A 22,709-nucleotide genomic window follows, 5' to 3' on the forward strand; every position below is an offset into this window, starting at 1 on the left:
GGGACGCCGGGCCCTCGCGGCCGCGCGGAGGTCGGAGAATCGGTCGGATGTCGGAGGATTCACGTCGGATTCCCCGACATCGGCTCGATTCTCCGACATCCGGAGTGGGTCATGCGAGGTGGGCGCCGGCGGCCATGGCTCGCCCGATCGTCCGCTCGACGGCCGGCCAGTCGTGGATCACCTGTGCGTAGCTGAATCGCAGCACCGTGTATCCGCGCAGACGAAGCTCGGCGTCGTGCCGCAGGTCGCGCGTGCGGTCCTTCGACGTCGAGTGATGCGCGAACCCGTCGAGCTGAACGACCAGGCGGTCACCGATCAGGAGATCGACCGGGTGCCCGGCGAGGTAGAGCTGCTGGCGGATCGGCACACCCCAGCGCGACAGGCGCACGATCGCGATCGTCTCGAGGCCCGAGTCGGAGAGCCCGTTGACCTCGGCGGCGCACTCGGCCGACGCGCGTGAGCGCCACCGCACCGAGCGGAGCGCGTCTGTCGAGAGGTTCTCGGAGCGGATGGCTGATTCCCACACCACGAGGGCCGCCTCGCGGTCGAGGCACGATGCGATGTGGGCCAGTGCATCCTCGACGGATTCGAGCAGCGATGACGGCGACACCGGGGAGAGCGGCTTCGTCCAGTGCGAGACGCCGTCGAACGGCACCGCTCGACCGTTGGGGCGGAAGTGCAGATGCGGCTGCACGTCGACCTGCTCCGGGATCCACCACCCCCGGCGTCGCGCGACCGAGAGGCACGCGACCCGTCCACCGAGTTCTGCGGCCCGGATCAGTTCGCCGTCGCCGCGCGGGAGGGCAATCCACACGCGGCGGATCCGGCGCACGCGCCCGGCCCGGACGGCGGCGGACACGGCACCCGTGGTGAATCCGGCCCGACCCACCTCGTCGCGATGGGCGATTCCCGCGCGCGCGGCCAGCCAGCTCTTCACATCCATGCCGACACGATGCCCGCTCAGCCGTCACTGCGGCTACCGGGCGCCGGAACTGTGGAGCGTGCGTTCCCGCGACCGGCCTGTGGAGGGTGCATCCCGCCGCCTCGTTCCGCCGATGTCGGAGAATCGCGCCGATGTCGGAGAATGACGGCCGAATCCTCCGACATCCGGCCGATTCTCCGACCTTGGGAAGGGGCGGGTGGGGGATGCGCGGCGGGCTCGGATGCGCGGCGGGCGCGGGCGGGCGCGGATGCGCGGCGGGCCGGGGTGATGCGAGGGCGACGGAGCCTCGGTGGGGGAGGGGAATCCGAGGCCCCGCCGCCGGAATGCGGCGACCGGGACCTTGTTTTGAGGGGTGGGCCGATCGCCGCCCGTCAGAGACGGATCTCGGCGATGACCTCACCGTACTCCGTCTCACCCACCGGGGTGAAGCCCATGCGCGTGAAGAACGCCTCGGGTCCGGCTTCGCCCTCTTCGTAGATGACGTTGAGCTTGTCGAGGCCACGGTCGCGCGCCTCGTCGAGCAGCTTCTCGATGGCGAAGCGGCCGATGCCGCGGCCCTGATCGTCGGCGTCGACGTTGATGCGCCACAGCACCGAGCGGAAGTGCTCCTCGGGCGCTTCGGGATCGAAGCCGGCGCTGACGAAGCCGACGACCTCGTTCGCGTCGAGGACGACCCGCTGCCAGGATGTGCGCGGATCCGCGACCGTCGCGGCGATCCCATAGCTCACCGGAGCGAGGAACTGCTCCTGTCCGGGCTTGAGGGACATGTTGTTGACTGCGACGATCGTCGCGGCGGACAGTTCGACAAGTCGCAGCTCGGCCATACGCACAGGCTAGCCGCTAACCCCGTCGCCACACACGCACGCCGTCACGGGCCGCAACCGATTTATCTTGACGTCAAGATAAACAGGCGCCTGCGTTAGGCTGGAACGACAACCGAGCGAAAGACGAACAGGTGACCGACTCGACCATCATCTACACGTACACCGACGAGGCTCCCGCTCTCGCCACGGCGTCGTTCCTCCCGATCATCAAGGCCGTCACCGGCAAGGCGGGTGTCGACGTCGAGACCCGCGACATCTCGCTGGCCGGACGCATCCTGGCCGCCTTTCCGCAGAAGCTGACCGACGCGCAGCACGTCGGAGACGCGCTCGCTGAACTCGGCGGTCTCGCCACACTCCCCGAGGCGAACATCATCAAGCTGCCGAACATCTCGGCGTCGATCCCGCAGCTGAAGGCCGCCATCGCCGAGCTGCAGGCGCAGGGGTACGACATCCCCGACTATCCCGACGACCCGAAGACGGTCGAAGACAAGGATGTGCGCGCACGCTACGACCGCATCAAGGGCTCCGCGGTGAACCCGGTGCTGCGCGAGGGCAACAGCGACCGTCGCGCTCCCGGGGCGGTGAAGAACTACGCCCGCAAGTACCCGCACACCAACAAGCCGTTCCCGGCCGGCTCGAAGACGCGCGTGGCGACCATGGGCCACGACGACTTCAAGAGCAACGAGAAGTCCTGGGTGGCAGCCCACGACGACACGCTGACGATCCGCCACATCGGCGAAGACGGCGGCGAGACGATCCTCAAGAGCGATTTGAAGGCGCTGCCGCGGGAGGTCATCGACGCGACGTTCCTGTCGGCGGCGGCGCTGGACGCGTTCCTGGCCGACACGCTGAAGCAGGCCCAGGCCGACGACGTGCTCTACTCGGTGCATCTGAAGGCGACGATGATGAAGGTCAGCGACCCGATCATCTTCGGCCACGTCGTCAAGGCCTTCCTGCGGGATGTCTTCGCGACCCACGGTGAGAAGCTCACGGCAGCGGGGCTCACGCCCGACAACGGCCTCGGCTCGATCCTCACCGGGCTCGCGAGCCTCGACGGCGGTGCCGACATCGCCGCCGAGATCACCGCGGCGCTCGAGGCGGGCCCGCGCCTGTCGTACGTCAACTCCGACAAGGGCATCACCAACCTGCACGTGCCGAGCGACGTGATCGTCGACGCGTCGATGCCCGCGCTGATCCGCAACGGCGGCAAGATGTGGGGCGCCGACGGGGGAGAGGCCGACACGCTCGCCGTGATCCCCGACTCGTCGTACGCCGGCGTCTACCAGGCCGTGATCGAGGATGTCGTCGCGAACGGTCCCCTCGACCCGGCGACCATCGGCACGGTGCCCAACGTGGGGCTCATGGCGCAGAAGGCCGAGGAGTACGGAAGCCACGACAAGACGTTCGAGATCGCCGCTCCCGGCGTGGTGCAGATCGTCGACTCGGAGGGGACGGTGCTCATCGAGCACACCGTCGCCGCCGGAGACATCTGGCGTGCCACGCAGACCAAGCACATCCCGATCATGGACTGGGTGAAGCTCGCCGTCACACGGGCGCGCGCCACCGGTGCTCCCGCGGTGTTCTGGCTCGACGTCAACCGCGCCCACGACGCTCAGCTGATCGCGAAGGTGCACCAGGGCCTCGCGCTCCTGGACACCTCCGACGTCGAGATCGTGATCCTGCCGCCGGCCGAGGCGACGCGCTACACGCTGGAGCGGATGCGGCGCGGCGAGGACACCATCTCGGTCACCGGCAACGTGCTTCGCGACTACCTCACCGACCTCTTCCCGATCCTCGAGGTCGGCACGAGCGCCAAGATGCTCTCGATCGTGCCGCTGCTCGCCGGTGGGGGTCTGTTCGAGACCGGCGCGGGCGGCTCCGCCCCGAAGCATGTGCAGCAGCTGGTCGAGCAGAACTACCTGCGGTGGGACTCGCTCGGCGAGTTCTTCGCCCTGGCCGCGTCGCTCGAGCACCTGGCCACGACGACCGACAACCCCCGCGCGCAGGTGCTGGCGGACACGCTGGATGCCGCGACCGGAACGTTCCTCGAGAACGACAAGTCGCCCGGCCGCAAGCTCGGTTCGATCGACAACCGCGGCAGCCACTTCTACCTCGCGCTGTACTGGGCGCAGGAGCTGGCCGGTCAGCAGGTCGACGCGGAGCTCGCGGAGATCTTCGCCCCCGTCGCCGCGGCCCTCGCGACGAACGAGCAGAAGATCGTCGACGAGCTCGCCGCCGTGCAGGGATCGCCCGTCGAGATCGGCGGCTATTACCGCCCCGACGGCGACGCGGTCGACAAGGTCATGCGTCCGTCGGCCACACTGAACGGCATCATCGACGCCCTCAGCTGAGTCCGGCTCGCACGAGAACGGCGCCTCACCCTCGCGGGTTGGGGCGCCGTTCTCGTGCGGTCGCGTTGTCAGCGGGCGGCGATGTCGCTCGGGCTCAGGCGTGGATCCACACGTCGGTGCCGTTGGCGGTCCAGTTGAAGATCTGCTCGGCCCGCCACTCGGGCATGCCGACGCATCCGTGGCTCATCGGCGTGCCCCAGTTGGAGTGCCAGTAGACGCCGTGGAAGGCCTGGTCGCCGTTGAAGTACATGACCCACTTGACGTCGGGGGTCGTGTAGGTCACCGGATCGCCGTTGGCATCACGGAGCACGTCGCCGTTGGCGTCGCGCTCGCTGCCGCGCATGGTCTGACTCGTGAGGTGCGCGTGAACCGTGTAGCGACCGGTGTAGGTCGGTGTGTTGCTCTGACCGCTCGAGATCGCCCAGCTGTCGACGACCCGGTCGTTCTCCTTCAGGTACAGCATCTGCGAGCTCAGGTCGACCTCGAGCAGACGCACCACCTCGGCAGTCTCGTAGGGGGTCTCGACCACCGGGAGCTGGTACGCGCCGTTCGCGGTGGCGACCTGCTCGGAGAAACCTGCGGCGATGCCGTCGGTGGTCTCCAGTTCGCGGCCGACGGTGCCCTCGTTCTCTTCCGCGAGGGTCGTGCCGGCCATGTTCACGAGGATCTTGTTGTTCACCGGGTCGCGGTTCACAGCCTCGGGCAGGGTGTCCACGACCTCCTGCACGGCGGACTCGTCGACGGCGATGTCGAGGGTGCCGCGCTCGCCGGGGGACAGCGTGATCCAGGAGGCGAGCGTCGAGGCCTCGATCGGAACGACCCGTTCGTCGCCGACGTAGAACCCGGCCTCGTCGAGCATCGTGTTCAGGCGCGCGGCCGTCGCCTCGGCGACGTAGGTCTCCCGTTCGGGCGAGACCGGCGAGGCGACGGCGTCGACCTCGATCGTGGTCTCGCCGGCCGCGAACGCGGTGGCGAGGCTCTCGCGCACCGCGCCGGCATCGACGCCGGTTCCGTCGACGCCGGGCGTCACGACGTAGGCGGTGCTGTCGGCGTCGAAGGCCACCTCGGCGTCGACGGGATCCGTGTACATCGCCGGGACGGCCGCGGCGAGGGCTTCGGCAGCGACGGCCTCGTCGATCGCCACGGGGGCGTCGAGGGGTTCGGGGAACCACGCCGTGACATTCCAGAGGGGATGCTCGGCGAAGGCGGTCTCGGCGAGAGCCTGTGCCTCGACGGTCGCTCCGAGGTCGGCGCCGGAGACACGGGCGTCGCCCCCGTCACCGGCGAGCACGACGGTCGTCTCGGCGAGTCGGCCGGAGATGGCGTCGGCGGCGGCGCCCTGCGTCATGAAGCCGACATGGACGCCGGCGACCGATGTGCCGGGCGCGATGAGCACGAGCGATGCTGCGGCCGCGCCGAGGGCCACGGCCCCCGCGCCGATACCGATCCACAGGCCGATGCGCCGTTTGCGCGGCTCCGGCTCGACCGGGGCCCACTCGTAGGTGGGATCGGTCGGAACCGTCGCGTCGTCGCCCGAGGTCGGTCCGCCCGCACCCTCGTCGACACCCGCGTCCGGTCGTGTCACGACATCCGTCACGCGCTCACCCCCGCCTGCTCTGCACGTTCATCCATGGTAAAGGAGGCCGGATGCGGGCGTGCTACGGATTGATCACGGTCTGCCGAGAATCGTTCAGCCCGCGCAGAGCTCCTCGAAGGCCGCGCCGGTCTCCTGGAAGCGGGTGCCGATCTCCTCCAGATCCTCGACCCCCGACGCGTCGCCCTCGCCGAGGGCGACGAACACCTCGCCGGCCTCCGCGAACATCTGCTGCAGATCGGGCACCAGCGCGGCGACCTCGTCGTTGGTGATCGCTCCGGCCTCGGTCGCGAGCTCCGCGGCAGCGGCCTCCATGGCCTCCGCGACCGCGGCCAGGTCGTCGGCATCGCCGCCTTCGAACTCGGCGGTCGCGTCGGTGATCGTCTGGGCGATCACGGCGCACGCGTCCTCGACGCTCTGGCCGTCGTCGCCGGGGGCGTCCTGCGACTGTCCGGTGCTCTCGTCCTCGGCCGTGGCTGCCGTGGCTGCGGTGTCGGGCTCTGCGTCGCCGGTGCATCCGACGAGCAGGAGCAGGGCCGCGGCGGTCATCGCGGCGGCGGGGAGGGTGCGGTTCATGAATCTCCTTCGCGGTGCTCCCAGCGTAGGCGAGGGGCATGCGCTCGGATTGTGAGAATGCGCTCACCGCAGCGTCACCGACGTGTAACGGTTTTGTAAATGCGCCGTGCAAAAGCGACGAAAGGGTTGCGGCGGCTTTGTTCGTAAGGTCTACTAACAAACATGTCTGCTCCGGACCTGCGGCCTGGCTCCTTCCTCTCGACGGATGCCACCCCCCTCGAGAACACCGCCCCCTCCGGCGGATTCGTCCGCGCCCGTGCCTCCCGCACCGGTGCGAAGGTGCTGCCCGAGCACGCGCGAGGGCACAACCGCTCGCTCGTCCTGCAGACCCTCTTCCACGGCGGCGCCATGAGTCGCGCCGACCTCGCGCGGGAGACGGGCCTCACGCGTGTGACGATCTCCGATCTCGTCGCGGGCCTCATCACCGACGGTTTCGTCGCCGAGCAGGGTGTCCGGGAATCCTCGCGGCCCGGAAAACCCGCGATCCTCGTCGATCTCGATCGTGACGGTCATCGCATCGTCGGTCTCGACCTGTCGGGCAGTGAAACCTTCCTCGGCGCCGTCCTCACGCTCGACGGCGACATCGTCGTGCGGTCGGAAGTGGCCGTGCCCGCCGACGCCGACGCGGCGCTCGGTGCGGTGATCGCGCTCGCCCGCGACCTCGTCGCCGACGCCCATGCGCCCGTGCTCGGCGTCGGCGTGGGCGCCCCCGGTGTGATCGACGCCCATGGCGTCATTCTCACCGCCCCCAACCTCGGCTGGGACGGCCTCGACCTCGAAGGCGAACTGCGCGAGGCGCTGGGGCTGCCGGTGCTCGTCGCGAACGACGCCAACGCTGCCGTGCTCGCCGAGTACACCTTCGGGGGCGCGAGCGAGGATGTGCTCCTCGTTCGGGTCGGTCGGGGTGTCGGTTCCGGGCTGCTCGCCGGGGGGCAGCCGGTGCGCGGCGCCCGGTTCGCCGCGGGCGAGATCGGTCACGTCACCGTCGGCACCGACGGTGGCCCGCGGTGCGCGTGCGGCAAGATCGGCTGTCTCGAGGCGTGGCTGGCGGTCCCAGCGCTGACCGCCCGGATCGCCGCGACCGCCGAACCCGCCGCCGGCGTGCTGCGCGACGCGGGCGAGCGCCTGGGGATCGCGCTCGCGCCCATCGTGGGCGTCCTCGACCTCCCCGAGATCGTACTCTCGGGTCCTCGTGAACTTCTCGACGGTGCTCTTGCCGAGCAGGCCGTCGAGACCCTCCGCGCACGAACGCTCGCCACGCACCACGACGGCGTGCGGGTGCGGATGACGGAGCAAGGCCAGGACATCGTCCTGCGCGGCGCCGCCGTCATGGTCCTCTCGGCACAGCTCGGCGTCTCGTAGGGCCACGCTCCACCCTCCCCGGACGGGTCGCCCGGCTCGTCCTCACCAAGAAGAACGAAGGATGACACCATGAAGCACAAGCTCGGAGCGTTCGCGCTCGTGGGCGCCTCGGCTGTCGCTCTCGCCGGCTGCGCCGGTGGCAATGACGCCGCCTCCACGGAGCCCGAGACCGGCGACCTGACGGTCTGGCTCGTCGGCACCGACACCCCGCAGACGGCGCGCGACTACCTGACCGAGACCTTCGAGGCCGAGAACGAGGGCTGGACCCTCACGATCGAGGAGAAGACCTGGGCCGACGTCTCCGACACCTACACCGCGGCACTGTCGTCCAACGACAGCCCCGACGTCGTCGAGGTCGGCAACACCCAGGCGCTCGGCTTCGCCGACGCCGGACTGTTCCTCGACATCTCCGACATCCAGGAGGAGCTCGGCGGCGACGATCTGCTGAGCGGCCTGGTGGACGCCGGCACCTACGACGGCGCGCTGTACGCCGCGCCGTACTACGCCGGTGGTCGCGTCGTCTTCTACAGCCCCATGATGGTCGACGAGGTTCCCGCGACGCTCGAGGACTACGTCGCTCAGGGCGAGGCGCTCACCACCGACAGCGTCTCGGGCATCTACGCCCCCGGCAAGGACTGGTACAACGCGCTTCCCTACGTCTGGGCCTACGGCGGCGAGATCGCGGTGCAGGACGGCGACACGTGGGACGCGCAGTTCTCGAGCCCGGAGAGCATCGAGGGGCTCGAACTGCTGCAGCAGGTCTACCTCAACGCCTCGGTCGCCCCCGCCGATGGCAACGAGCTCATGGCGAACATCGCGTTCTGCGACGGCGAGGCCGGCTTCATCTCCAGTCCCGCATGGGCCGCCGGCAACCTCACCGGCGACTGGCCGTGGGGCGACGAGGCCGCCGGTGAAGAGGTCGAGGAAGGATGCCCCGACACCTACGCGAAGGACCTCGGCGCGTTCGCGCTGCCGGGCCTCGTCGAGGGTGAGACGGCGCCGATCTTCGCCGGCGGGTCCAACGTGGCCGTCGCCACCAAGAGCGCAGCGCCCGAGAAGGCCAAGGCCGCCCTGGAGATCATGCTCTCCGAGGGCTACCAGACGCTGCTCGCCGAGCAGGGCCTGACGCCCGGGATCGTGTCGGCCGCCGCATCGCTGCCGGACACCCCGGTCGCCCAGGCGCAGGCCGCCGCGCTCGCCAACTCCAAGGGCACCCCGGCCAGCCCGAACTGGGCCGAGGTCGAGGCTGCGCAGATCATCCCCGACGCCCTCGTCGGCATCGCCCAGGGCGGGGATGTGACCGAGATCGCGACGTCGCTCGACGAGCAGATCGAGGCCATCCTCAACGACTGACACCCGTCGGTCTTCGCAGGGGGTCCGGCCCCACCGGGCCCCCTGCATCCCTGTCCACACCCCCGCATCCGCACCACCGAGAGAGGAGGCGACATGAGCGAGACCCGTGCCCTCACCGTGGGACGCCCGGCCTCCGGGCGACGCCCGACCACGTCGCTCACCCCGCGCGAGCGCTCCCGGCGGCGCCGCGAAGCCCGCGGCGCGTGGTCGCTGCTCACCCCGTCGCTGATCATCCTCGGCGTCATGGTGGGCTACCCCGCCGTGCTGATGGTGATCCAGTCGTTCACCGACTACACGGTGAAGAACAAGGTGCAGGGCACCCTCCCCGCCTTCGTCGGTCTCGAGAACTACATCGACCTGTTCACCCAGTCCGACTTCCCGGCCGTGCTCATGCGCAGCCTCGGGCTCATGGTCGTGCTCACCGTGCTCAACATGGGTCTCGGCGTGCTGGTCGCGGTGCTCATGACCCGGCTCTCGCGTGCCTGGCGCATCGTCGTGTCGATCGGGCTCCTGCTCGCATGGGCCATGCCGCCCCTGACGGCAACGGTCGTCTGGGGGTGGATCTTCGACACCGAGTACGGCGTCGTGAACTGGGCGATGAACACCCTCACCGGCACGACCGACTGGACCAACCACTCGTGGCTGCTGAACCCGTGGTCGTTCTTCTTCGTCCTCACGATCATCATCGTGTGGCAGTCGGTGCCCTTCGTGGCCTTCACCACCTACGCCGGTCTCGGACAGGTTCCCGGCGAGGTGCTCGAAGCCGCCTCCCTGGACGGCGCGCACCCGTGGAAGCGGTTCTGGTTGGTCGTCTTCCCGTACCTGCGCAGCATCCTCACCGTCGTCCTCGTGCTGCAGATCATCTGGAACCTGCGCATCTTCACCCAGGTCTACGCGCTGCAGAGCCGCGGCGGCCTCGCCTCCGAGACGAACGTGCTCGGCACCTACCTGTTCCGCCAGGGCGTCGGCGAATTCGGGGCCACCGCGGCTATCGGCGTCGTCATGGTCATCCTGCTGCTCGTCCTCTCCTGGGGATACGTGCGCACCACCCTGAAGGAGGAGGAGCTGTGAGCACACAGGTCACCACCGCCACCCAGGTCGGCACCGTCGGCGTCGACGAGGTGCTCGGCGAGCCGGGTTCGCCGAACCGCCCCGCGCCCCGGTCCCTGCAGGCGCGGCGCCCCTCGAGCCGGCGCGTGCTCACCCGCACGCTCCTCAACGTCGCCGCGGCGATCGTCTTCGCCATGAGCGTGTTCCCGGTGTACTGGATGATCAACATGTCGCTGACGCCCAACAGCGAGATCATCACGCGCGAGCCGAGCTTTCTGCCCTTCGATTTCACGCTGCAGAACTACCTCACGGCGTGGACGCGCGAAGCGGCCCCCGGACAGACCGACTTCCCGCACGCGCTCATGACCTCACTCACGGTGACCGCCGGCGTGCTCGTGGCCACCCTGCTGTTCGCCTTCCTCGCCTCGATCGCCGTCGCGCGATTCCACTTCAAGGGACGCCGCGGGTTCATCGTCTCGGTCCTCATCGTGCAGATGATCCCCGGTGAGGCGATGATGTTCACGATCTACGGGATGATCGACGACTGGCAGCTGATGAACACCCTGCTCGGTCTCGGCATCGTCTACACCGCCGCGGTCATCCCCTTCACGATCTGGACGCTTCGCGGATTCGTGGCGGGGGTCCCCGCGGATCTCGAAGAAGCGGCCATGATCGACGGGTGCACGAAGTCGCAGGCGTTCTGGAAGGTCACCTTCCCGCTGCTGGCGCCCGGGCTCATCTCGACCGGCATCTTCGCGTTCATCCAGTCGTGGAACGAGTTCACGATGGCGCTGCTTCTCATGAGCGGCTACAACCTTCCGCTCATGCCGTGGCTGAACGCCTTCCAGTCCTCCAGCGTCGGCGGCTCCGTCGACTGGGGCGCCGTCATGGCCGGCTCGACGCTCATCGCCATCCCGGTGATGATCTTCTTCCTCATCGTGCAGGGCAAGATGACCGGAGGGCTCGTGGCCGGGGCGGTCAAGGGCTGATGGCGCCGCGCACCACCGCCGCCTTCGAACGGGAGCGCGGCCGATGAGGGTCGGGCTCGACGTCGGGGGCACCAAGACCGACGCCGTGGTCGTCGACGACGCCGCTCGCGTGCTCGCCCGCACGCGGCTGGCCACCGGCTGGGGCGTCGACGCGGTCGGCGCGACCATCGTGCGCGCCGTCGACCTGGTCGCCGCCGAAGCCGGCGTCGGCCGCGACGGGATCCGGTCGGTCGGGATCGGGATGCCGGGGCAGGTCGCCCCGGGCTCCACCCGCGTCGTGCACGCGGTGAACCTCGGCGTGCACGACCTCGACGTCGCCAGCACCGTCGAGCCGATGCTCGGCCTTCCCGTGCGGGTCGAGAACGACGTGAAGGCGGCTGCGCTCGGCGCGCACGCCCTGCACGGTGCTGGAACCGGGACCATGGCCTATCTCAACCTCGGCACCGGCGTCGCCGCCGGCATCGTGGTCGACGGGCAGCTGTGGCGCGGCGCCGGCGGAAGCGCCGGCGAGGTCGGGCACATCTCCGTCGACCCGGCGGGTCCACCGTGCCGGTGCGGACAGCGCGGATGCATCGAGGCGCTCGCGGGCGGGGGAGCCGTCGCGGAGCGGTGGGGGCGCCCCGGAGCGCTTCCCGTGCGCGACGTCTTCGACGCCGCCGACGCCGGAGACCCCCGGGCCGTCGCGCTGCGCGCGGACCTCGCACGCGGCGTGGCCTCGGCGATCCGCGTGCTCGTGCTCACCGCCGACGTCGACACCGTCGTGATCGGCGGCGGGCTCAGCGCCCTCGGCGAGCGGCTCACCGGCCCGGTGGTCGACGAGCTCGACGCCGGCGCCGCCGCGTCGGCGTTCATCCGCTCCCTCCACCTGCGCGATCGGGCGACCCTGCTGCCGCCGGCATCACCGGCCGCAGCGCTCGGCGCCGCTCTGGTCGGCCGGGCCAGCGAGGAGGTGCTTGCGCATGGCTGAAGTCGTCATCGTGCCCGACGCCCGCGCGGCCGGTGCGCTCGTGGCCGACGCGATCGCGCGGGTGATCGAGGCGCGGCCCGACACGGTGCTGGGACTTGCGACCGGTTCGACTCCGCTCCCGGTGTACGAAGCGCTGCGCGGGCGGCTGGCGGGCACCGACCTGTCGCTTGTGCGCGGCTTCGCGCTCGATGAGTACGTGGGGATCGATCCCGCCCATCCACAGAGCTACCGGTCGGTGATCTCGCGCGAGGTGGTCGACCCGCTCGGGCTCGACCCCGCGCGCGTGCACGTTCCCGACGGGAGCCCCGCGGGCATCGAGCACGCCGGGTCGGACTACGAGGCGGCGATCGAAGCCGCGGGCGGTGTCGACCTGCAGATCCTCGGCATCGGCACCGACGGGCACATCGGATTCAACGAGCCGGGGTCGTCGTTCGCGTCGGTCACGCGCGTGAAGACGCTGACGGAGCAGACCCGCCGCGACAATGCCCGCTTCTTCGACACGATCGACGATGTGCCGATGCACTGCATCACGCAGGGGCTCGGCACGATCCTCCGCGCCCGGCACCTGATGCTCCTGGCCTTCGGCGAGGGCAAGGCGGCCGCGGTGGCCGCGGCGGTCGAAGGCCCGCTGTCGGCGTCGTCGCCGGGCTCGGCCATCCAGCTGCATCCCCACGCCACGGTGGTCCTCGACGAGGCGGCGGCGACGGACCTCGCCCACGCGGACTACTACCGCTACGCCTACGCGAACAAGCCGGCCTGGCAGCGCCTCTGACGCCGCGTCGAGCCGGCCCCTTCCCGCCGAGCCGGCCCGTTCTTCGCGTCGCGAGAGGGCCGGCTCGACGCGAACGGGGTGGATCGGCGAAGGCGGTCAGCGCCAGGCAAAGCGGATGAGGTGGTTGCGGCTCAGGTTCGCCAGCGGTGTGTCGGGCACCTCGGCCGGCGTCAGCCAGCGGAGCTCCTCGATCTCTCCCGACGCGGTCGCCTCAGCCGGGCCGACCCGCAGGAGGAACGCGTCGCCGACGACGCGGTGGCCGGGCTCGTTCGCGGCGTCGTCGGCGAAGCGCCCGAGCGGCACGTAGTCGCCCGGGTCGGCGGCGATGCCGGTCTCCTCGGCCACCTCGCGCACGACGGCCGCCAGGGCGTCTTCACCCGCGTCGGGCTTGCCGCCCGGCTGCTGGAAGACCCGCGCGCCGCGCTTTCGCACCACGAGGGTGCGACCGTCGTCGGCGACGACCACCGCGGCCGCCACGTGGATCGTGCCGCTCACCGGGCGAACACCTTCCCCGGGTTCAGGATGCCGTCCGGATCGAACACGCGGGTGATCTGGCGCTGGATCTCCCACTGGTCGTCGCCGAGCTCGTCGGCGAGCCATCGGCTCTTCAGCACCCCGACGCCGTGCTCACCGGTGAGGGTGCCGCCGAGGGCGAGCGCGGCGCGGAAGAGCGCGTCGGCCGCGCGCCACACGACCGGGGGCACCTCGACGACGCCCGACGCGTCGGGGGAGGCGTCGAACACGAAGTTCGGATGCAGGTTGCCGTCGCCGGCGTGGGCGACGGTGGGGATGGGCAGTCCGTACTCGCGCTCGACGCGGGCGATTTCGTCGAACATCGCCGGGAGGGCGCTGCGGGGCACCGAGACGTCTTCGATGAGGGTCGTGCCGAGGCGTTCCATGGCCGGATGCATCGCGCGGCGCACCGCGAGCAGTCGTTCGCCCTCCATCGGGTCGCGCGTGACGGCGACCGTGCCGCCGGCGTCGGCGAGCATCCGCCCGATCGCCTCGGCGTCGGCTGCCGCCGAGATGCCGTCGGTCTGGATGGTCAGCTGCGAGGCGCCCGGTGTCGGCGCGGTCAGCCCGAGGTGAGCGTGCACGGCGGCGAGGGAAGCCGCATCCATGAGCTCCATGATCGCCGGCTGCACCCCGGACGCGGTGACGGCGGCGGATGCGGTCGCCGCGTCGCGCACCGCCGGGAAGGTCGCGGCGATCGTGCACACCTCGCCCGGCACGGTGCGCCGGAGCTTGAGGGTCGCCCCGACGATCACTCCGAGCGTCCCCTCGGAGCCGATCATGAGCGACGTGAGGTCGAGACCGGTGACGCCCTTGACGGTGCGATGGCCCAGGCGCAGCAGGCGGCCGTCGGCGAGCACGACGTCGACGCCGAGCACCGCATCGCGCACGACGCCGTACTTTGCGCACAGCAGGCCTCCCGCTCCGGTGGCGATGTTGCCGCCCACCGTCGAGATGGCGCGGCTGGCCGGATCGGGGGCCCACCAGAGGCCCTGCGGCGCGAGGGCCGCGTTGAGGTCGGCGTTGAGGATGCCCGGTTCGACGACGGCGATCAGGTCGTCGGGGCGCACCTCGAGGATGCGGTCCATCCCGCGCACCGAGAGGGCGATCTCGCCGTCGCCGGCGTTCGCGGCACCCGCGAGGCCCGTACCGGCGCCGCGGGTCACGACGGGCGTGCCGGTGGCGGTGGCGACGCGAAGGGTCGCCTGCACGTCCTCGACCGAGCCGGCGTGCACGACCGCGACGGGGATGCCCGCTGCGGCGTGCCCGGACTTGTCGGCCCGAGCGGCACGACGGGCGTCGAAGGAGACGTCGACGCGATCGCCGAGCTCGGCGGCGAGACTGGCGACGACCTCGACGGCGTCGGTCACGACAGGCGGCGCCGTCCGACCAGCACGCCGCACGTCACGGCGATCACGGCGAAGACGACGCCGATCCACGCGTAGCCGAGGTCCCACCAGGCGATCGTGGCCGACAGGTAGACCAGCAGCTCGACGAGACCCCGGATGAACGGGTGCACGGCGAAGACCGCGCGCGGGGAGACGAACAGTGCCCACACGACCAGGGCGAGGGTCGGTGCCCCGACGCCGACGACGATGTTCCACGGCAGGTCGAACGCGAGGAACCCCCACAGCGCCAACGAGCCGAGCGCGAACAGCTCGCATACGAAGGCGAGGATGTCGAGGCCGGTGAGCGGTGCGCGCATGCCGGGCGCGGGGGAAGCGGGCGCGGCCGAGGAGGGTGAGGCGTTCTCGGGCATGCTCCGATTCTACGCCGCGCCCTCTTCGGGGCCCGCGGACGCGCGTCCGCCCGTCCACACGCGGCGCACCTCGAGGTCACGGGTGAGCAGGACCGCGTCGGCGAGCATGCCGGGGGCCAGAGCGCCGAGGTCGTCTCGCCCGATCGCGCGAGCCGGGGCGGCCGTGAGGGCGTGGACGGCGTCGGGGAGCGATACGCCCGCCTCGATCGTGCGCCGGAGGGCGGCATCCTGCGTGAGCGTCGACCCGGCGATCGCGCGCGTCCCCTCCGCGAGTCGGGCGACACCCCCCTCGACGTCGACCCGCTGGCTGCCGAGCTCGTACGCGCCGTCGGGGCGTCCGGTCGCCGCCATGGCGTCGGTGATCAGGGCGATGCGGTGCGGCGCGGCCGCGAATGCGATGCGCACGGTCTCGGGATGCAGGTGCACGCCGTCGGCGATGATCTCCAGCGTCACGCGGGAATCGGCCGCGGCGGCCGCCATCGGACCCGGGTGCCGGTGGTGCAGCCCGGGCATCGCGTTGAAGGCGTGCGTGAGGATGCCGGCGCCGGCGTCGAACGCCGCGCGAGCGAGGTCGAAGCCGGCAGCGGTGTGACCGACGGCCGGCACGACGCCCGCCTCTCGCAGGCGGGCGATGGCAGCCAGGGCGCCGGGGCGCTCCGGCGCGAGGGTGACCTGCCGCACGGTGCCGCGTCCGGCCTCGAGCAGGCGGTCGACCGCGTCGGGGGTCGGATCGAGGAGCGCGCGCTCGTCGTGCGCGCCTCGGCGGCCGCGGTCGAGGAAAGGTCCCTCCAGGTGCGTCCCCAGCACATCGGGATCGGTGCCGGCGACGTCGGCGACGACGCCGGCGCGCGCGGCGAGCACCTCGATCGGTGCCGACACGAGCGAGATCAGGCCGCGGGTCGTGCCGTGGCCGCGGTGCAGGGCGCGCGCGGTGCGGATGGCGTCGGCGCCCTCGTCGAACGACGCGCCCGCGCCGCCGTGGGCGTGCAGGTCGATGAAGCCGGCAGTGAGCACGGCGCCGTCACCCGCGACGGCCGACGCATCGACGACGTCGACCCCGGCATCCGTCGTCGCAGCCCACCCCGACCCGGTGCCGACGGCCGCCACCCGGTCGCCGTCGAAGCGCACCCACGCGTCGGCGGTCACCGCGCCGCCGGTGACCAGGCGCGCGGAGTGGATGACGGTCACGCCCACGGGATCTCCCCACTGGCGTGGAAGCGGATGCCCCGCGCGGCCCAGCGCGGGCCCTGCGCGCCGACCCGGTGCCGGAACGAGTCCCACGTGCGCTCCGGGGAAGCGTCGGTCGGCGGAGACCACGCGGCTTCGGCGGCCGCCGCGATGCGCGGGAAGGCGAGGGCGTCGATGTCGGCGGCGGTGCGCACCGTCTCCGTCCACAGCGGCGCCTCCACGCCGAGGATGTCGTCCTCGTCGAGACCGCCGATCACCGTGGACGGCTCCCATTCGTAGGCCCGCCGCACGCTCGTGGGGCCGTTCGCCCACGTGAGCCCGAGGGGGAAGTCGGCGTCCGGCTTCATATCGAGGTAGACCGCGTCGGCGGGGGAGAGGATGATGCGGCCGCCTCGCGCGACGAAGCTCCGTATCGTCTCGGCGGACCCGTCCACCGGCGTGGTGAACCCCCAGTACTGGCCGGTCGTGCCGGCGGCGAGGTGGTCCGCGGCGCCGGCCTCGTGCCAGGCGACGGGGGTCTTGCCGAGCCCCGTGATGATCTCGGTGACGCGGGCGACGAACGAGGCATAGCGCGCCGGGTCGGTGCCGAGGGCCTCGTCGCCGCCGAGGTGCAGGTACGGCCCCGGGGTGAGGGCGGCGAGATCGGTGAACACGTCGGTGACGAACCGGTCGACCTCGTCGTCGCCGATGCGCAGGGACGAGAAGCCGACCGCCAGCCCGCGGTAGGGCTCCCCGGTGCGGGGGAGGCCGCCGCCGAACGCGTCGGCGGCCGCGCGCACCTCGTCGGTGATCACCGGCTCCGCCGCGAGGGCGGGGTAGGCGAGGGACACCGCGTGGGTGTGCCCGGGCATGTCGAGCTCGGGCACGACGGTCATGTGACGGGAGGCCGCGTGGGCGACGATGCGGGCGTAGTCCGCCGCCGAGTACCAGCCGCCATCGTCGGCGCCGATAGCCGTCGCCGAGGCGCGCTGGGCGAGCTCGGGTCGCGACGGGAGGGCGATCCGCCATCCCTGGTCGTCGCTCAGGTGCAGGTGCAGGTGGTTGGCCTTCAGGGAGGCGGCCCGGTCGATCCATCTGCACACCGTGTCGACGTCGAAGAAGTGGCGTGCGACGTCGAGCATGACCCCGCGGTAGGCGAACCGGGGGCGGTCGGTGATCCGGACGGCGGGGATCAGCCATCCATTTTCATCGCGGGCGACGAGCTGCAGGAGGGTCTGCACGCCGTAGAACAGGCCGGCGGGGTCCGCCCCGGTGACCACCACGCCGTGCGCCGACGCATCCAGCGTGTACGACTCGGGGGCTCCGTCCGTCGCGACATCGAGTCGGATGCCCTCATCCGACCCGATGGTGGTGCCCGTGACCGCCTCGAGCTCGCGGCGCAGCAGCGCCGCGCAGGTCTCGTCGCCGGTGACGCCGGCGCTCGCGTCGAGCCGGAAGGCGGGCTCGTCGAGGGCGGTGGTGGACGCCGGGTAAGGCACCAGCGGAAGGCTCATGTAAGGCAACCTAACAAACTCCGGCCGAGACGGCATCCGTTATGATCGGGGATGTCGCGACTGGCGTTGAGGTGGATGACCACCGGGAAGCGACCGCATGGCACGTCGACCGCACGCCTGGGCCGATCGAACACTCGGAATCCCGATCCCGTCTGCAAGGAGAACGCCATGACCGACTCTTTCTTCACGGCCCCGCTGGCCGAGGTCGACCCCGAGATCGCGCAGGTGCTCGAGCGCGAGCTCGACCGCCAGCGCGGCTACCTCGAGATGATCGCCTCGGAGAACTTCGTTCCCGTCTCGGTGCTGCAGTCGCAGGGCTCGGTGCTCACCAACAAGTACGCCGAGGGATACCCCGGTCGCCGCTACTACGGCGGCTGCGAAGAGGTCGATGTGGCCGAGGAGCTCGCGATCGCGCGCGCCAAGGAGCTGTTCGGTGCGGAGTTCGCCAACGTGCAGCCCCACTCCGGCGCCACCGCGAACGCGGCCGTGCTGCACGCGATCGCCCGGCCGGGCGACACCATCCTGGGCCTCGCGCTCGACCAGGGCGGCCACCTCACCCACGGCATGAAGATCAACTTCTCGGGCCGCCTCTACGACATCGTCGCTTACGGCGTCGACCCCGAGACGAGTCTGATCGACATGGACGAGGTGCACCGCCTCGCCGTCGAGCACGAGCCCAGGGTCATCATCGCCGGCTGGTCGGCGTATCCGCGTCAGCTCGACTTCGCCCGCTTCCGCGAGATCGCCGACGAGGTCGGCGCGTACCTGTGGGTGGACATGGCCCACTTCGCGGGCCTTGTCGCAGCCGGCGTGCACCCGTCGCCGGTTCCCCACGCCCACGTGGTCTCCTCCACGGTGCACAAGACCATCGGCGGACCTCGCTCGGGCTTCATCCTCACCAACGACGCCGACCTCGCCAAGAAGATCAACACCGCCGTCTTCCCGGGTCAGCAGGGTGGCCCCCTCATGCACGTGATCGCCGCCAAGGCGACCGCCTTCAAGCTCGCCGGCACCCCGGAGTTCCGCGACCGTCAGGAGCGCACCGTGCGCGGTGCCGCGATCCTCGCCGAGCGTCTCCAGCGCGAAGACGTCGCCGGCGCCGGCGTGACCGTGCGCTCCGGCGGCACCGACGTGCACCTCGTGCTCGTCGACCTGCGCGACGCCGAGATCGACGGCAAGCAGGCCGAAGACCTCCTGCACGAGATCCACATCACCGTCAACCGCAACGCCGTGCCGAACGACCCGCGTCCGCCGATGGTCACCTCTGGTCTGCGCGTCGGCACGCCCGCCCTCGCCACCCGCGGCTTCGGTGACGACGAGTTCGCCGAGGTCGCCGACATCATCGCCCTGGCCCTGCTGCCCGGCGCCGACGTCGAGGCTCTGCGGGCCCGCGTGGCTGCGCTCACCGGCGCCTTCCCGCTCTACCCCGAGCTGCAGCAGTAACGCCGGGACGACATCCGAAAAACCACTTCTGCCCCGAGACATCACGCAATGCCCGATGTCTCGGGGCGGGATGTGTTTATCGATCCGAGAGGGAGCGTCATGACCGCGCAGAAGCTGGACGGAAAGGCCGCGTCGGCGGCGATCAAAGACGAGTTGCGCGCGCGGGTCGCCGCGCTCGCCGAGAAGGGGGTCGTGCCCGGGATCGCGACGGTGCTCGTCGGCGCCGATCCGGCATCGCAGCTGTACGTCGGCATGAAGCACCGCGCCAGCGAGGCGATCGGGATGAACTCCATCCAGCGCGAGCTGCCCGCCGACGCCACGCAGACGGACGTCGAGGCGCTCATCGACGAGCTCAACGCCGATCCGAGCTGCCACGGCTACATCGTGCAGCTGCCGCTGCCGAAGCACATCGACACCGACGCGGTCCTCGAGCGGATCGATCCCGCCAAGGACGCGGACGGGCTGCATCCGACGAACCTCGGTCGGCTCGTGCTGAACGTGAACGCCCCGATCACGACGCCGCTGCCGTGCACGCCGCGCGGTGTCATCGAGCTGCTGCAGCGCAACGGCTACGACCTGAACGGCAAGCACGTGGTGGTCGTCGGGCGCGGTGTCACCATCGGCCGCTCGATCGGCCTGCTGCTGACCCGGCGCGAGATCAACGCGACGGTGACGCTCACGCACACCGGCACGGCCGACCTGTCGCAGCACCTGAAGCAGGCGGATGTCATCGTGGCCGCCGCGGGCGTGAAGCACATCGTGCGCGCGGCGGACGTCAAACCCGGCGCGGCGGTGCTCGACGTCGGTGTGACGCGCGAGACCGACCCCGAGACCGGCAAGAGCGCGGTCTATGGTGACGTGGACCCGGATGTGGCGGATGTCGCCGGCTGGCTCTCCCCGAATCCCGGCGGCGTCGGCCCGATGACCGTCGCGCTGCTCATGACGAACGTCGTCGAGGCCGCCGAGCGCGGTTGTCCGGCTGAGAGGTGAAAGGGCGGGAGGGGGTCAGGATGCCCTCGTGTTGCGGGATAGCGGGCGGAACGACGGGGTACGTGTCGCGAATCCCATCCGCTGGCGGAGCGTGGCGGAGCGGTCGGGCTCTGGCCACGCGCCCATCCGCTGAAGCTCCGGCACCACGAGCTCGATGAACTCCTCGTAGGCCTGCGCGTCGCCGAAGGTCGGCTCGAGCATGAACCCGTCGATGTCGGCGTAGGCGGCCGTCTCCACGAGTTCCTCGGCGACCTCGCATGGATTGCCGGTGACGATGAAGCCGCGCTCCTGCACACGGAAGGCCTCCAGGACGTCGCCGACGGTGTCCACGCCCTCCACCGTGCGATACCGGTCCAGTGGGGTCTGCCCCTGGTCGTTGCCCGGGATGTCCTCGATGCGCATCGAAGGGTCAAGGCTTCGCAGGTCGATACCGGTGAACCCGGCGAACAGGACGGCGGCGTCGTCCATCGAGAACAGGCTCTCGAGCTCCTCGCGCTTTCGTTGCGCCTCCGCGCTCGTCGGGGCGACGGTGACAGTGACGCCGCTGAGCAGCTTGAGGCTGTGCGGGTCACGGCCTGCCGCGGCGACGCGGGCGCGGATGTCGCGCGTGGCTTTCAACGCCTGTTCCTTGTCCTGCCCCTGGATGAACATCGCTTCCGCGTTGCGGGCACCGAAGTCGCGTCCGCGGGCCGAGGCGCCTGCCTGGAACAGCATGGGGGTGCGCTGCGGCCCCGGCGGCACCTTGAACATCCCGTGGCTGGCGAAGTACTCGCCGCGGTAGTCGACCTCGCGCACGCGTTCAGGGTCGATCAGTACGCCGGCACCGCGGTCGAGGACGACCGCGTCGTCGTCCCACGCGTCTTCCCAGAGTGTGCGGCAGAGGTCGACGAACTCGTCGGCGACGTCGTAGCGGGTGTCGTGGTCGTAGTGCGTGATGCCGAACAGGCCCTCGGTGACCTGCGCGGTCGATCCGGTCACGATGTTCCACCCGATCCGGCCGCCGGTGAACGCATCGAGCGTCGCGAAGCGTCGGGCGGTGGGGAAGGGCTGTTCGAGCGAGGTCGAGGAGGTGATGACGATGCCCAGGCTCGGTGCCGCCTGCGCGACCGCACTCACCAGCAGCATCGGGTCGTAGCCGGGGAAGAGAATGCCATGGGAGAGCACTTCGTCGGGGACGGCGCCGTCTACGAGGGGGTAGCCGTAGCTGTCGGCGAAAAAGAGAAAGTCGAAGCCGGCGTCATCGAGCGTTCGCGCGAGAGTCGTCCAGTACGCGACGTCGCCGTATACGTCGGCGCGACCGTGCGGGTGGCGCCAGGTGGGGACGCCATTGGAGGGGGTGAGGATCTCAAACACCCCGAAGTGCAGCGGTTCGGCCATGCGTACCCCTTCGATGATTCACGCGGCCGTCGATGTCATGGCCCACGCGGCGCACGACGGTGCGCCATCCCAGCTTGCCGTGTGGCGACATCCGATCCGCGCCAAATATAAAACGTTTTACACAGTCGTAACCGAGGTCGTCCACGCGCCCTGACGGCGCGTGGAATCGCGCGCGACGAGTTCGACGGGGAACACCTCGACGCGCGGTTCGCCGCCCACCGTGATCATCTCCAGAAGCATCAGCGCGGCACACGTGGCCATTCCCTCGGCATCCTGGCGCAGCGTGGTGAGCGAGGGTGCCAGGCGCGACGACCAGCTGATGTCATCGAACCCGCACACCAGCAGATCGTCGGGGATCGAACGGCCCAGATCGATCGCCTCGAAGATGCCGCCGATCGCCTGATTGTCGGTGCACGCAAAGACCGCGTCGACGTCGCGATGCTCTTCGAGCAGGCGCCGAATGCCGGCGCGGCCACCCTCGAAGGAGTACTCCGCGACGGCGGTGTGGATATGGGAGGGTGAGATCCCTCGATCGACCAGTCCCTGCCGGAAACCACGGGCCCGCTGCTGCGCGGTCGTGAGGCTGACCGGGCCCTCCAGCATGCCGAACACCCGCCCGCCGACATCCACGAGGTGGTGCGCGGCCGCGCGCGCGCCGGCCTCGTTGTCCGAATACACCCCGCCCAGGCCGTCGAGATCGAACACCTCGTCGCATGCCACCATGGGAATGCCCATCTCCAGCAGCGGACGCACGGCCGGTCCGGTCGGCTGCGTGGAGAAGAGCAGGATACCGTCCACCCGCGAGACCAGTCGTGCCAGTGCTGCCGTCTCGCGCTGCGGATCGAACTCCGTGTTCGTCAGCGCTACCTGGAACCCCGATTCGGCGGCGATTCGATCGATCGTGCCGATCATGCCGCCCCAGAACGGGTTGGTGACATCGGGCACCACGAGGCCGATCGCGCTGCGCAACCCCGTGCGCAGGGTGCGGGCGGCCTCGTTCTTCTGATAACCGAGCTCGGCGGCCGCCTGCAGCACACGCTGTACCGAGCTCGCGCTGACGGCGCGTGACCCGGTCAGCGCGTTGCTCGCGGTGGAGATGCTCACGCCGGCACGCGCCGCGACGTCCTTGAGTGTCACGGGCCCATGGCCCTGCGGGACGAGAGGC

Annotated in this window: 20 protein-coding genes and 1 riboswitch; of the genes, 9 read left to right on the forward strand and 11 right to left on the reverse strand. The window is 70.7% G+C overall.

The genetic code is table 11. The features are described from left to right. Positions 1 to 109: 109 nt before the first annotated feature. Complete coding sequence (locus tag ACGG9C_RS01850; RefSeq protein WP_194383609.1) at positions 110 to 943, reverse strand: endonuclease domain-containing protein; 834 nt, start codon at positions 941 to 943, stop codon at positions 110 to 112. A gap of 371 nt (positions 944 to 1,314) precedes the next feature. Then, positions 1,315 to 1,767 (reverse strand): GNAT family N-acetyltransferase, encoded by a 453-nt coding sequence (locus ACGG9C_RS01855; RefSeq protein WP_071044621.1) that lies wholly within the window; start codon positions 1,765 to 1,767, stop codon positions 1,315 to 1,317. A gap of 131 nt (positions 1,768 to 1,898) precedes the next feature. Here ACGG9C_RS01855 and ACGG9C_RS01860 point away from each other — a divergent pair, with 131 nt between their 5' ends. After that, positions 1,899 to 4,118, forward strand: a complete 2,220-nt coding sequence (locus tag ACGG9C_RS01860; protein ID WP_390178154.1) for an NADP-dependent isocitrate dehydrogenase — start codon at positions 1,899 to 1,901, stop codon at positions 4,116 to 4,118. Positions 4,119 to 4,212: 94 nt separating this feature from the next. On the opposite strand, the gene ACGG9C_RS01865 is transcribed toward ACGG9C_RS01860, so the two are convergent. Beyond that, positions 4,213 to 5,703 carry a L,D-transpeptidase gene (locus tag ACGG9C_RS01865; RefSeq protein WP_228480798.1) on the reverse strand — a complete coding sequence of 497 codons (1,491 nt, stop codon included), beginning with the start codon at positions 5,701 to 5,703 and terminating at the stop codon, positions 4,213 to 4,215. 105 nt (positions 5,704 to 5,808) lie between these two features. Continuing rightward, the gene (locus ACGG9C_RS01870) at positions 5,809 to 6,288 is read right to left on the reverse strand and encodes a hypothetical protein (protein WP_194383606.1); all 480 of its coding nucleotides are present in this window, start codon (positions 6,286 to 6,288) and stop codon (positions 5,809 to 5,811) included. 162 nt (positions 6,289 to 6,450) lie between these two features. On the opposite strand from ACGG9C_RS01870, the gene ACGG9C_RS01875 reads away from it, so the two are divergent. The 6 genes from ACGG9C_RS01875 (at position 6,451) to ACGG9C_RS01900 (ending at position 12,781) form a co-directional block, all read left to right on the forward strand. Next, positions 6,451 to 7,650 carry an ROK family transcriptional regulator gene (locus tag ACGG9C_RS01875; RefSeq protein ID WP_194383605.1) on the forward strand — a complete coding sequence of 400 codons (1,200 nt, stop codon included), beginning with the start codon at positions 6,451 to 6,453 and terminating at the stop codon, positions 7,648 to 7,650. Between the two features lie 69 nt (positions 7,651 to 7,719). Beyond that, a complete protein-coding gene (locus tag ACGG9C_RS01880) occupies positions 7,720 to 9,003 on the forward strand; it encodes an extracellular solute-binding protein (RefSeq protein ID WP_071044626.1) in 1,284 nt (427 codons plus the stop codon). A 93-nt stretch (positions 9,004 to 9,096) separates the two neighbouring features. Beyond that, a complete protein-coding gene (locus ACGG9C_RS01885; RefSeq protein WP_194383604.1) occupies positions 9,097 to 10,074 on the forward strand; it encodes a carbohydrate ABC transporter permease in 978 nt (325 codons plus the stop codon). After that, a complete protein-coding gene (locus tag ACGG9C_RS01890; RefSeq protein ID WP_071044627.1) occupies positions 10,071 to 11,042 on the forward strand; it encodes a carbohydrate ABC transporter permease in 972 nt (323 codons plus the stop codon). The genes ACGG9C_RS01885 and ACGG9C_RS01890 overlap by 4 nt, the downstream gene beginning before the upstream one ends. Positions 11,043 to 11,085: 43 nt before the next feature. Further along, complete coding sequence (locus tag ACGG9C_RS01895) at positions 11,086 to 12,009, forward strand: ROK family protein (protein ID WP_194383603.1); 924 nt, start codon at positions 11,086 to 11,088, stop codon at positions 12,007 to 12,009. After that, positions 12,002 to 12,781 (forward strand): glucosamine-6-phosphate deaminase, encoded by a 780-nt coding sequence (locus tag ACGG9C_RS01900; protein WP_194383602.1) that lies wholly within the window; start codon positions 12,002 to 12,004, stop codon positions 12,779 to 12,781. Before ACGG9C_RS01895 ends, ACGG9C_RS01900 begins: the two co-directional genes overlap by 8 nt. Positions 12,782 to 12,877: 96 nt before the next feature. Here ACGG9C_RS01900 and ACGG9C_RS01905 read toward each other — a convergent pair whose 3' ends face one another. From ACGG9C_RS01905 to ACGG9C_RS01925, 5 genes are read right to left on the reverse strand one after another with little or no spacing between them, the layout of a single operon-like run. Next, on the reverse strand, positions 12,878 to 13,276 hold the full coding sequence (locus ACGG9C_RS01905) for an NUDIX domain-containing protein (protein WP_228480797.1): 399 nt from the start codon (positions 13,274 to 13,276) through the stop codon (positions 12,878 to 12,880). Next, positions 13,273 to 14,664, reverse strand: a complete 1,392-nt coding sequence (locus tag ACGG9C_RS01910; RefSeq protein WP_390178155.1) for an FAD-binding oxidoreductase — start codon at positions 14,662 to 14,664, stop codon at positions 13,273 to 13,275. Before ACGG9C_RS01910 ends, ACGG9C_RS01905 begins: the two co-directional genes overlap by 4 nt. Continuing rightward, positions 14,661 to 15,053: a YrdB family protein gene (locus ACGG9C_RS01915; protein WP_194383600.1), complete on the reverse strand. Its 393-nt coding sequence runs from the start codon at positions 15,051 to 15,053 to the stop codon at positions 14,661 to 14,663. The genes ACGG9C_RS01910 and ACGG9C_RS01915 overlap by 4 nt, the downstream gene beginning before the upstream one ends. A gap of 9 nt (positions 15,054 to 15,062) precedes the next feature. Then, positions 15,063 to 16,247, reverse strand: coding sequence for an N-acetylglucosamine-6-phosphate deacetylase (gene nagA, locus ACGG9C_RS01920; protein WP_071044632.1), 1,185 nt, complete (start codon positions 16,245 to 16,247; stop codon positions 15,063 to 15,065). Beyond that, on the reverse strand, positions 16,238 to 17,734 hold the full coding sequence (locus tag ACGG9C_RS01925) for a beta-N-acetylhexosaminidase (RefSeq protein WP_194383599.1): 1,497 nt from the start codon (positions 17,732 to 17,734) through the stop codon (positions 16,238 to 16,240). Before ACGG9C_RS01925 ends, nagA begins: the two co-directional genes overlap by 10 nt. A gap of 46 nt (positions 17,735 to 17,780) precedes the next feature. Beyond that, a riboswitch (ZMP/ZTP riboswitch) is annotated at positions 17,781 to 17,864 on the forward strand. A 38-nt stretch (positions 17,865 to 17,902) separates the two neighbouring features. Between ACGG9C_RS01925 and glyA the strand changes: the two genes are divergently transcribed. Together glyA and ACGG9C_RS01935 are read left to right on the forward strand one after the other, a co-directional pair. Next, positions 17,903 to 19,177 carry a serine hydroxymethyltransferase gene (gene glyA, locus ACGG9C_RS01930; protein WP_194383598.1) on the forward strand — a complete coding sequence of 425 codons (1,275 nt, stop codon included), beginning with the start codon at positions 17,903 to 17,905 and terminating at the stop codon, positions 19,175 to 19,177. 99 nt (positions 19,178 to 19,276) lie between these two features. Then, complete coding sequence (locus ACGG9C_RS01935; protein WP_286718560.1) at positions 19,277 to 20,167, forward strand: bifunctional methylenetetrahydrofolate dehydrogenase/methenyltetrahydrofolate cyclohydrolase; 891 nt, start codon at positions 19,277 to 19,279, stop codon at positions 20,165 to 20,167. Between the two features lie 15 nt (positions 20,168 to 20,182). Here the strand turns inward: ACGG9C_RS01935 and ACGG9C_RS01940 are convergent, their stop codons facing one another. After that, entirely contained in the window at positions 20,183 to 21,544 is a 1,362-nt protein-coding gene (locus ACGG9C_RS01940; RefSeq protein ID WP_071044636.1) for an NtaA/DmoA family FMN-dependent monooxygenase, read from the reverse strand. Positions 21,545 to 21,661: 117 nt separating this feature from the next. After that, on the reverse strand, positions 21,662 to 22,681 hold the full coding sequence (locus ACGG9C_RS01945) for a LacI family DNA-binding transcriptional regulator (protein WP_176759413.1): 1,020 nt from the start codon (positions 22,679 to 22,681) through the stop codon (positions 21,662 to 21,664). Positions 22,682 to 22,709 lie beyond the last annotated feature (28 nt).

The organism is Microbacterium sp. MTN4-26 (assembly GCF_042846595.1).
GTDB lineage: Bacteria > Actinomycetota > Actinomycetes > Actinomycetales > Microbacteriaceae > Microbacterium > Microbacterium luteum.

Bases quoted from the DNA above. Each gene is read 5' to 3' on its own strand.
- ACGG9C_RS01850 (WP_194383609.1), bottom strand. From the start codon at position 943: ATGGATGTGAAGAGCTGGCTGGCCGCGCGCGCGGGAATCGCCCATCGC.
- ACGG9C_RS01855 (WP_071044621.1), bottom strand. From the start codon at position 1,767: ATGGCCGAGCTGCGACTTGTCGAACTGTCCGCCGCGACGATCGTCGCA.
- ACGG9C_RS01870 (WP_194383606.1), bottom strand. From the start codon at position 6,288: ATGAACCGCACCCTCCCCGCCGCCGCGATGACCGCCGCGGCCCTGCTC.
- ACGG9C_RS01875 (WP_194383605.1), top strand. From the start codon at position 6,451: ATGTCTGCTCCGGACCTGCGGCCTGGCTCCTTCCTCTCGACGGATGCC.
- ACGG9C_RS01880 (WP_071044626.1), top strand. From the start codon at position 7,720: ATGAAGCACAAGCTCGGAGCGTTCGCGCTCGTGGGCGCCTCGGCTGTC.
- ACGG9C_RS01885 (WP_194383604.1), top strand. From the start codon at position 9,097: ATGAGCGAGACCCGTGCCCTCACCGTGGGACGCCCGGCCTCCGGGCGA.
- ACGG9C_RS01895 (WP_194383603.1), top strand. From the start codon at position 11,086: ATGAGGGTCGGGCTCGACGTCGGGGGCACCAAGACCGACGCCGTGGTC.
- ACGG9C_RS01900 (WP_194383602.1), top strand. From the start codon at position 12,002: ATGGCTGAAGTCGTCATCGTGCCCGACGCCCGCGCGGCCGGTGCGCTC.
- ACGG9C_RS01915 (WP_194383600.1), bottom strand. From the start codon at position 15,053: ATGCCCGAGAACGCCTCACCCTCCTCGGCCGCGCCCGCTTCCCCCGCG.
- ACGG9C_RS01925 (WP_194383599.1), bottom strand. From the start codon at position 17,734: ATGAGCCTTCCGCTGGTGCCTTACCCGGCGTCCACCACCGCCCTCGAC.
- glyA (WP_194383598.1), top strand. From the start codon at position 17,903: ATGACCGACTCTTTCTTCACGGCCCCGCTGGCCGAGGTCGACCCCGAG.
- ACGG9C_RS01935 (WP_286718560.1), top strand. From the start codon at position 19,277: ATGACCGCGCAGAAGCTGGACGGAAAGGCCGCGTCGGCGGCGATCAAA.
- ACGG9C_RS01940 (WP_071044636.1), bottom strand. From the start codon at position 21,544: ATGGCCGAACCGCTGCACTTCGGGGTGTTTGAGATCCTCACCCCCTCC.